Source organism: Aquiflexum sp. (genome assembly GCF_977115555.1).
Window position 1 is genome coordinate 1 of record NZ_CDSBKL010000212.1, and the last position, 7086, is coordinate 7086.

Consider the following 7086-nt stretch of genomic DNA (forward strand, 5'->3'; position numbering starts at 1 on the left):
TAGTTACTTTTTCGCCACCTATCCAACCTGCAGATCTTCCTATGATAGCGAATATGATGACTACAGCTAGAACTCCTAAAAGGATATAAATAAGCTTATTTGACTTTTTCTTTGCCATTTTGATTTGGTATTATATTAAAGTTTGAGTGGGTTTCCTAAGTAAAAGTCCAGAACTTTTACCCGGAATATATATGTATATTTTGCAGTAAGTAAGTCTGCCTGGGCATTAAAGAAGTTATTTTGGGCCAATTGAAAATCCGCAAAATTGATAGCTCCTGCATCAAACCTTTGTTGGGAAATCCTAAATGCTTCCTGTAATGATGCCACTCTGACCAATGAAGCTTGGTAGGATTGTCTTGCAGCATCGGCACTGGTATAGGCACTTTCTATATCCTGTCTGAGTTGATTCACAGTTTCCACTTCCTGGATTTCACTGAGTCTTTTTTGAAGTCTCGCCCTCTGTACATTTGACCTGTTTCTCATGTTGGAGAGAATGGGTATATTTAGTTGAATGTTTCCGGAATAGGAAAAGTTATTTCCAATTTGGGTTTTGAAGTCATCTCGTACACCAAAGAAATCCGGTTGGTCGATATAGTTTGAAAAACCACTACCGCCAATTCCAATAGTTGGAAAATATCCTCCTTGAGCAATTTTAATTCCGAGTTGAGCGCTTTCTACCCCTAATTCAGCAGATTTAATTTCAGGCATCAAAGCAAGTGCGCTTTCAAATACTTCATTAACTTCCTTATCCACCATAGTATATTCTTCAGCCTCCAATACCGGTACGACAATATTGAAATTATCATTGAAAGGAATTTGCAAAGCTTGCGAAAGATTCAGTTTTGCAATCCTTAGGTTATTCTCAGCATTGATCACCTCCAATTCATTTGTTGCATTTTGAGCTTGTATGTCCAATTTATTTGCCAAAGGAAGCGATCCTGCATCAACTAATTTGGTGGTATTTTTCAATTGTTCCTGAGTGCTTTCCAATTGGTTTTGAGCAATTTTTAACTGCTCTGAATTGAAAACAACATTGATAAAAAAGTTGATCACATTCAATGTAATGGTATTTTCAGTGAACTCGACATTATACCTGGCAGCCTCAATATCAATTTTATTTTGTTGAATGGTATTGGTGATTTGCTGACCTGCAAATAGAGTGAAATTTGAATTTGTAAAAAGATTGATGTTTCCAATTCGGTTGTTTTCAAATAAGTTAGTTACTGGGTTGATGGAACGTCCCCATCTATAACCTGTACTTGCGCCGGTAGACCAAGTCGGGATTCTTTGTCCCTTGTTTCCAATCAGATTGGCTTCTGTGATTCCTAGGTTTGCTTGACTCCGCTGAAGTGTCAAGTTGTTTTCTAATGCGATTTCTATACATGTTTCCAAGTCCAATCTGCTGTAATCAACATCTTGGGCATAGATGGTAGAAAATGTAAGCAGCAAAAAAACAACTGCCGATAAGTAATATTTTTTCATCATGGGTTAATCAATATCAGGTATGTAAATTAATTCTTTGATCCAAGTCAGGCTATTTAGGTAGGAGATTGTAGTGGGCCTGATACCACTGTCCATTTCGATCACATGACATGCGATGTCGTTTTTTCCTTTCCTAGAGACGGACATCGTGGCAATGTTTGTTTTTTCTTGGGCTATTACACTTGAAATGAAGGCAATTGCTCCTGAAACATCCTCCGCTTTGATGATCAATGTATGAGTTTGGGCAGAGAAATTGGCATTGAATCCATCCACCTCAGCCATATTGATCACTCCTCCGCCTAGGCTTTCACCTATTACTTCTACTTTTCTTTCACCTTTGGTCAGGTTCAGTTTGATAGTGTTGGGATGATAGACAGAGGCATTCCCAATAGATTTGAAGGTAAATTGGAGCCCTTTTTCTTTGGCAAGATCAAATGATTCTTTGATTCTGTCATCGTCTGTTTTGAAATCAAGAAGTCCCCCGATAATTGCCTTATCACTGCCATGCCCTTCGTACGTCCGGGCAAAAGAATTGTAAAATGTAATGGTTGCATTATCGGGAATTCCGCCAAGAACCCTAATGGCCGCTCTTGCGATTCTGACAACCCCCGCGGTGTGGGAAGAGGATGGTCCTATCATTACGGGACCGATCATATCAAAAATACCACTTTTTGCTGCCATGGAAAAATCTAGTTTCAATTAGTATGCTAAAGTAAGAAGGATTTTTATTTGAAAAAGACATTTTGAGTAAGATTGGCTCTATTAAGGATTAAATCATCAATATTTAATTATTTTTAACGCTGATTAATAATTACAATAATCTGTTTTGTTCAATAATGAACAGTCTTATGGTCGGATTTGATACAATTTTTCTTTACAGACATCAAGACGGGATTTGGTCTGATCATGCCGATGAATTTCATAATAGAGGATTTTTGTTTGGTGATGGCCTTTTTGAAACAATGGTTTTTGCAAATGGGAAAATCAGATTTGGTAGTCAACATACAGAAAGGATAGAGGATGGTTTGAAGACTTTGTCTTTGGAGGGCAAAAGGCTTTCACATATAAATGAAATAGAAAATCTCCTTAAAGAAATATGGGGAGATAAAAAAAATCTAAGGGTGAGATGGAATGTTTATAGGGCTGGTTTGGGTAGATATACTCCTCAAGAAAACCATGTCCTGGAAAGTCTACAGATTCATGCTTTTTACCAAGCACCAAAATTAAAGGAAAAAGCATACCTCAGTCAAGCTGTTCATATCCAAAAAACACCTTGGAGTCATTGTAAGACTTTGAGTGCGCTTCCTTATGTTATGGCCAATCAGGAAAGGAAGTCTAAAGGATTCGATGAAGTGATATTGACTACCCAAGATGGTTTTGTCTGTGAAGCGGGATCGGCTAATTTGTTTTGGATTAAAAACGGTCAATATTTCACACCTTCCCTAGAATCAGGATGTATTGCCGGAATCGGAAGGAGGATGATTCTTTCTTATTTCCGAGAAAACAACATACTTTTTTCAGAAGGACTTTATGCTATGGAGGATTTGCTTTTGGCGGATCAAATATTGACAAGCAACGTGACAGGAATAAGCTACCTTAAATCAATTGGAAACAAGGATTTTGACACCGATGTCGATAAAGCTTTAGAGCAAATTTTTGAATTCAAATAAATCGATTTTTTGAAAGCTCTTAGATGGCTACTGCAGCCTTGATATGTGGATGCGGATCGTAATTGAGCAATTCAAAATCTTCATATTCAAATGAGAAAATATCTTTCACATTCGGATTGATTTTCATCGTGGGTAACTGTCTCAAATCTCTGCTGAGTTGCAAATGTGCTTGCTCAAGGTGATTGCTGTAAAGGTGTGCATCACCGAAAGTATGGACAAATTCTCCCGGTTCAAGGCCACAGACCTGAGCAACCATCAGAGTAAATAATGCATAAGAGGCAATATTAAAAGGAACTCCCAAAAACACATCCGCACTTCTTTGGTAGAGTTGGCAGGAAAGCTTGCCGTCAGCTACATAAAACTGAAACAAAGTATGGCAAGGAGGAAGTGCCATATGGTCTACATCGGCTACATTCCATGCGCTTACGATGTGCCTTCGGCTGTCAGGTTTGGTTTTGATCTGATGGATCAGGTTTTTGATCTGATCGATTTCTCCCCCTTTTCCATCCGGCCAATGTCTCCATTGGTACCCATATACAGGCCCCAAATCACCGTTTTCATCTGCCCACTCATCCCAAATACTTACCTTGTTTTCGTTGAGGTATTTGATGTTGCTATCACCTTTTAGAAACCAAAGCAATTCAATGATGATGGAGCGAAGATGGAGTTTTTTGGTAGTGACTACCGGAAAACCATCTGCAAGATTAAACCGCATCTGGTAACCGAAAACACTGATGGTTCCAGTTCCGGTTCTGTCTTCTTTTTTGACACCGTTGTCCAAAATGTGCTGCATCAAATCATGGTATTGCTTCATATTCAAAGAGGGATTTTAATGGTGGCAAGATAGGAAGATAAGTAAAATTAGGAAAGAGGCATTTTGCTTTTGTTGTGGAAATTGGATTTTTGTCCTTGTAAATTTCTTATCAGAAATCTTTTAAAGCTGATGTTTTGGAGTAAATCAATTTTATCAAACCATTACTTTTTTGTGATTTGAAAACAAAATCAGTGTTATCCTGTATCTTTCAAAGTCAATATGTTTACAAAGAAGAATTCATTTTGGTTATTAGGAATAGCAATGTTGATGACATTGGGAGTTGCCGTTTTCAGACCAATGGTAATTTTTGATTATGATTTTGAAAGTTTTTTCCCCCAGGAAGATCAAGAACTTGCTTTCTACCAAGATTTTAGAAGTAAGTTTGAAAATGACAATGATTACCTTCTGATTGCGCTTGGAAGGAATCCTGATGTCTTTGATTCTGTTTTTTTGTCAAAGGCAAATTCACTGAATGAAAGCCTCAAAAAGTTGGAAAAGGTGGAGCGGACTGTATCGCTTCTGGATTTGGAGGAACCAATCATCAACCCTTTCGGGATTCGATATCGGAAAGTTTTGGATTGGAATAATTCTGAAAACCTTATCCTTTCAAAGAATTCTATTTTGGCATCTGGCCAATGGAAAGGAAGTCTCATCAGTGAGGAGGGAAATTACCTTTTGATCATCTTGAAAAACCAACAGCGGATCAGCAAGGAAGAGGGGGATGTATTATATCAGGAGATAAAAAGTCTCGTCGATAACTCGGGGATCAACGATTTCCACCTTGCCGGAAAAATAAGGGCTCAGGGTGAATTCATACATTTGATGCAGAAAGAGTTTTCATTCTTTTTGGGAATATCGATTTTGCTGATAGTATTTCTCCTTATCGTAATATTCAGGACATGGTGGGGAGTTTTGGTACCTTTAATAGTCCTATTGTTTGGGATTTTGTGGACAATAGCTTTGTCTCTTTATTTTGGAAAGCCGTTGGATGTAATGTCTGTCATGCAGCCGACCATCCTTTCGGTTGTAGGATTGGCCGCCCTTATCCACTTTTTTAATCATTACCTGACACAGATAAGAAATGGCTATCTCAAAGATGAAGCGATCCAAAAATCCTTTTCAGAGCTATGGACGGCTGTATTTTTGACTTGCTTTACTACTTCACTAGGTTTTATCTCTCTTTATTTTACCAATATTCCAAGCTTGAAATCCTTTGGACTCTATACCGGAATAGGGGTTATGATGATGTTTTTGGCTGTAGTATTGATAGCACCGGGGATGTTGTATCTGCTGACACCTTTCAAAGTTTCGGAATACGATTCTTTTTCCATTATGTGGAGAAAGGGGATGAGGAAAGCATTTTTGTGGACAGTTTCTAATACCAAACCTATTATTGTAGTATTTATTTTGGTTACTGTTTTGTCAGGTTTTGGTATGTCAAGACTTCAGGTCAATGGGTATATATTGGATGATTTACCTGAAAATAATTCCTTGATAGAGGAATTTAGGTTTTTTGACAAAGAGTTTGGAGGGTCTAAGCCCTTGGAATTTTCCTTGGAAGCAGGCCCCGAAGCTCAGGATCTGATGCAATTTGAGGTGTTGAAAGAACAGGAAAAACTGGAGAATTTTGTCAAGGATGTTTTTGGGGCATCGGCTATTGTGTCCCCATTGACTATGGCAAAAAGCCTTAATAAAGCCTTAAACGGTGGAAGTGAAAAGGCATTTTCAAGCCCTTCATTAGGACAGGTTCGCCGCATGGAGCCCTATTTTAAAAAGGTTTTGGAGGCTTCACCAATTCAGATATTGACTTCAGATTTAAAGACAGGAAGACTTTCTGCGAGGACTGAAGATATGGGAAGCCTCAAATCCTCAGAAATGAAAGCTGAATTTTTGAAGTTTTTGGAAGAGAAAATTAACCCCGATTTGCTCCTTGTCAGGATTACAGGAACGTCCCACCTGATTGATATCAGTCATGAAAGTGTCACTGCGCAAATGGCAAAAGGGCTTGGGTTTGCATTTGTGATTGTTGCTTTGATTGTAGGGTTTTTGTTCAGGTCATGGAAAATTGCCCTCATATCAGTAATTCCTAATATCATTCCTCTTTTATGGGTGTGCGGCTTGATGTTTGTTTTTGGTATCGAACTAAAGCTAACTACTGCAATCATATTTACTGTAGCTTTTGGTATTGCCGTGGACGACACCATTCACTTTATGGCAAAGTTGAAAATGGAACTTGGAAAAGGGAAGCCGTGGCTGTATGCGATCAAAAGGGCTTATTTGGAAACTGGAAAGGCAATTATTCTCACTACGCTTGTTTTGGTTTCCGGTTTTTCAATATTGACTTTGAGCCAGTTTGGCGTGACTTTTTATTCAGGCTTGTTGATAGGAATGGCATTGGTTTTTGCCTTGATCGCTGATTTGGTTTTACTTCCGGTTTTATTGATTTTGTTAAAAAAAGGATCAAAGAAATAAGTCTATTCCTCAGGATTGGATTTGATTTTTCGGATTGGTTTTTCTAATGAAAAAACAGCGGAGACAGGATAATGATCTGAATAATCTACTTCGGAATGGGTATTGAAATCAATAATATCCAGGAAATCATGATAAAAAATATTGTAATTCTCACATTATTAGTTCTTTTTATTTCTTGTAAAAAAGAAACAACAGAAACCCAAACAGCAACCGTTTTAAAAGAAAACGAAGTTGTTCTAACCGATGCACAACTCAATAATGCCGATATTGAAACCATTTCTTTGACTGAACAAAGCATGGCTACTACCTTAAAAATAAACGGAAAAATAGATGTGCCACCTCAAAACCTAGTTTCGGTTTCCGTTCCTTTGGGCGGTTATTTGGCCAAAACGCATCTTTTGCCTGGTATGCACGTAAACAAAGGCGAAATTATTGCCGTAATGCAAGACCAGCAATACATACAAATGCAACAAGATTATTTGGTTTCGAAAGCCAAGCTTCTTTATGCCGAAAAAGAATTTGCCCGTCAAACCGAACTAAACCAAAGCCAAGCCAGTAGTGATAAAGTAACCCAGTTGGCTCAAGCCGAATTGTCTAGTCTCAAAGCCATTACCAACGGTTTGGCCGAAAAATTACAACTTATACACA

General features: G+C 38.1%; 5 protein-coding genes and 1 pseudogene. 3 read left to right on the forward strand and 3 right to left on the reverse strand.

Annotated features, from left to right (window positions below; all coding sequences use genetic code 11):
* Positions 1 to 135: 135 nt before the first annotated feature.
* Together ACZFYI_RS12890 and sdaAB are read right to left on the reverse strand one after the other, a co-directional pair.
* A complete protein-coding gene (locus ACZFYI_RS12890) occupies positions 136 to 1485 on the reverse strand; it encodes a TolC family protein (RefSeq protein WP_462524539.1) in 1350 nt (449 codons plus the stop codon).
* 3 nt (positions 1486 to 1488) lie between these two features.
* Entirely contained in the window at positions 1489 to 2163 is a 675-nt protein-coding gene (sdaAB, locus tag ACZFYI_RS12895) for an L-serine ammonia-lyase, iron-sulfur-dependent subunit beta (protein WP_462524540.1), read from the reverse strand.
* A gap of 155 nt (positions 2164 to 2318) precedes the next feature.
* Between sdaAB and ACZFYI_RS12900 the strand changes: the two genes are divergently transcribed.
* Complete coding sequence (locus ACZFYI_RS12900) at positions 2319 to 3152, forward strand: aminotransferase class IV (RefSeq protein ID WP_462524541.1); 834 nt, start codon at positions 2319 to 2321, stop codon at positions 3150 to 3152.
* Between the two features lie 19 nt (positions 3153 to 3171).
* On the opposite strand, the gene ACZFYI_RS12905 is transcribed toward ACZFYI_RS12900, so the two are convergent.
* Entirely contained in the window at positions 3172 to 3966 is a 795-nt protein-coding gene (locus ACZFYI_RS12905) for a thymidylate synthase (protein WP_462524542.1), read from the reverse strand.
* Between the two features lie 219 nt (positions 3967 to 4185).
* Here ACZFYI_RS12905 and ACZFYI_RS12910 point away from each other — a divergent pair, with 219 nt between their 5' ends.
* Positions 4186 to 6438 carry an efflux RND transporter permease subunit gene (locus ACZFYI_RS12910; RefSeq protein ID WP_462524543.1) on the forward strand — a complete coding sequence of 751 codons (2253 nt, stop codon included), beginning with the start codon at positions 4186 to 4188 and terminating at the stop codon, positions 6436 to 6438.
* A gap of 95 nt (positions 6439 to 6533) precedes the next feature.
* Positions 6534 to 7086 (forward strand): annotated as a pseudogene (locus ACZFYI_RS12915) (efflux RND transporter periplasmic adaptor subunit); the annotation flags it as partial.

Excerpts from the sequence above, each read along its gene's own strand:
- ACZFYI_RS12890 (WP_462524539.1), bottom strand. The coding sequence starts at position 1,485 with ATGATGAAAAAATATTACTTATCGGCAGTTGTTTTTTTGCTGCTTACA.
- sdaAB (WP_462524540.1), bottom strand. The coding sequence starts at position 2,163 with ATGGCAGCAAAAAGTGGTATTTTTGATATGATCGGTCCCGTAATGATA.
- ACZFYI_RS12900 (WP_462524541.1), top strand. The coding sequence starts at position 2,319 with ATGAACAGTCTTATGGTCGGATTTGATACAATTTTTCTTTACAGACAT.
- ACZFYI_RS12905 (WP_462524542.1), bottom strand. The coding sequence starts at position 3,966 with ATGAAGCAATACCATGATTTGATGCAGCACATTTTGGACAACGGTGTC.
- ACZFYI_RS12910 (WP_462524543.1), top strand. The coding sequence starts at position 4,186 with ATGTTTACAAAGAAGAATTCATTTTGGTTATTAGGAATAGCAATGTTG.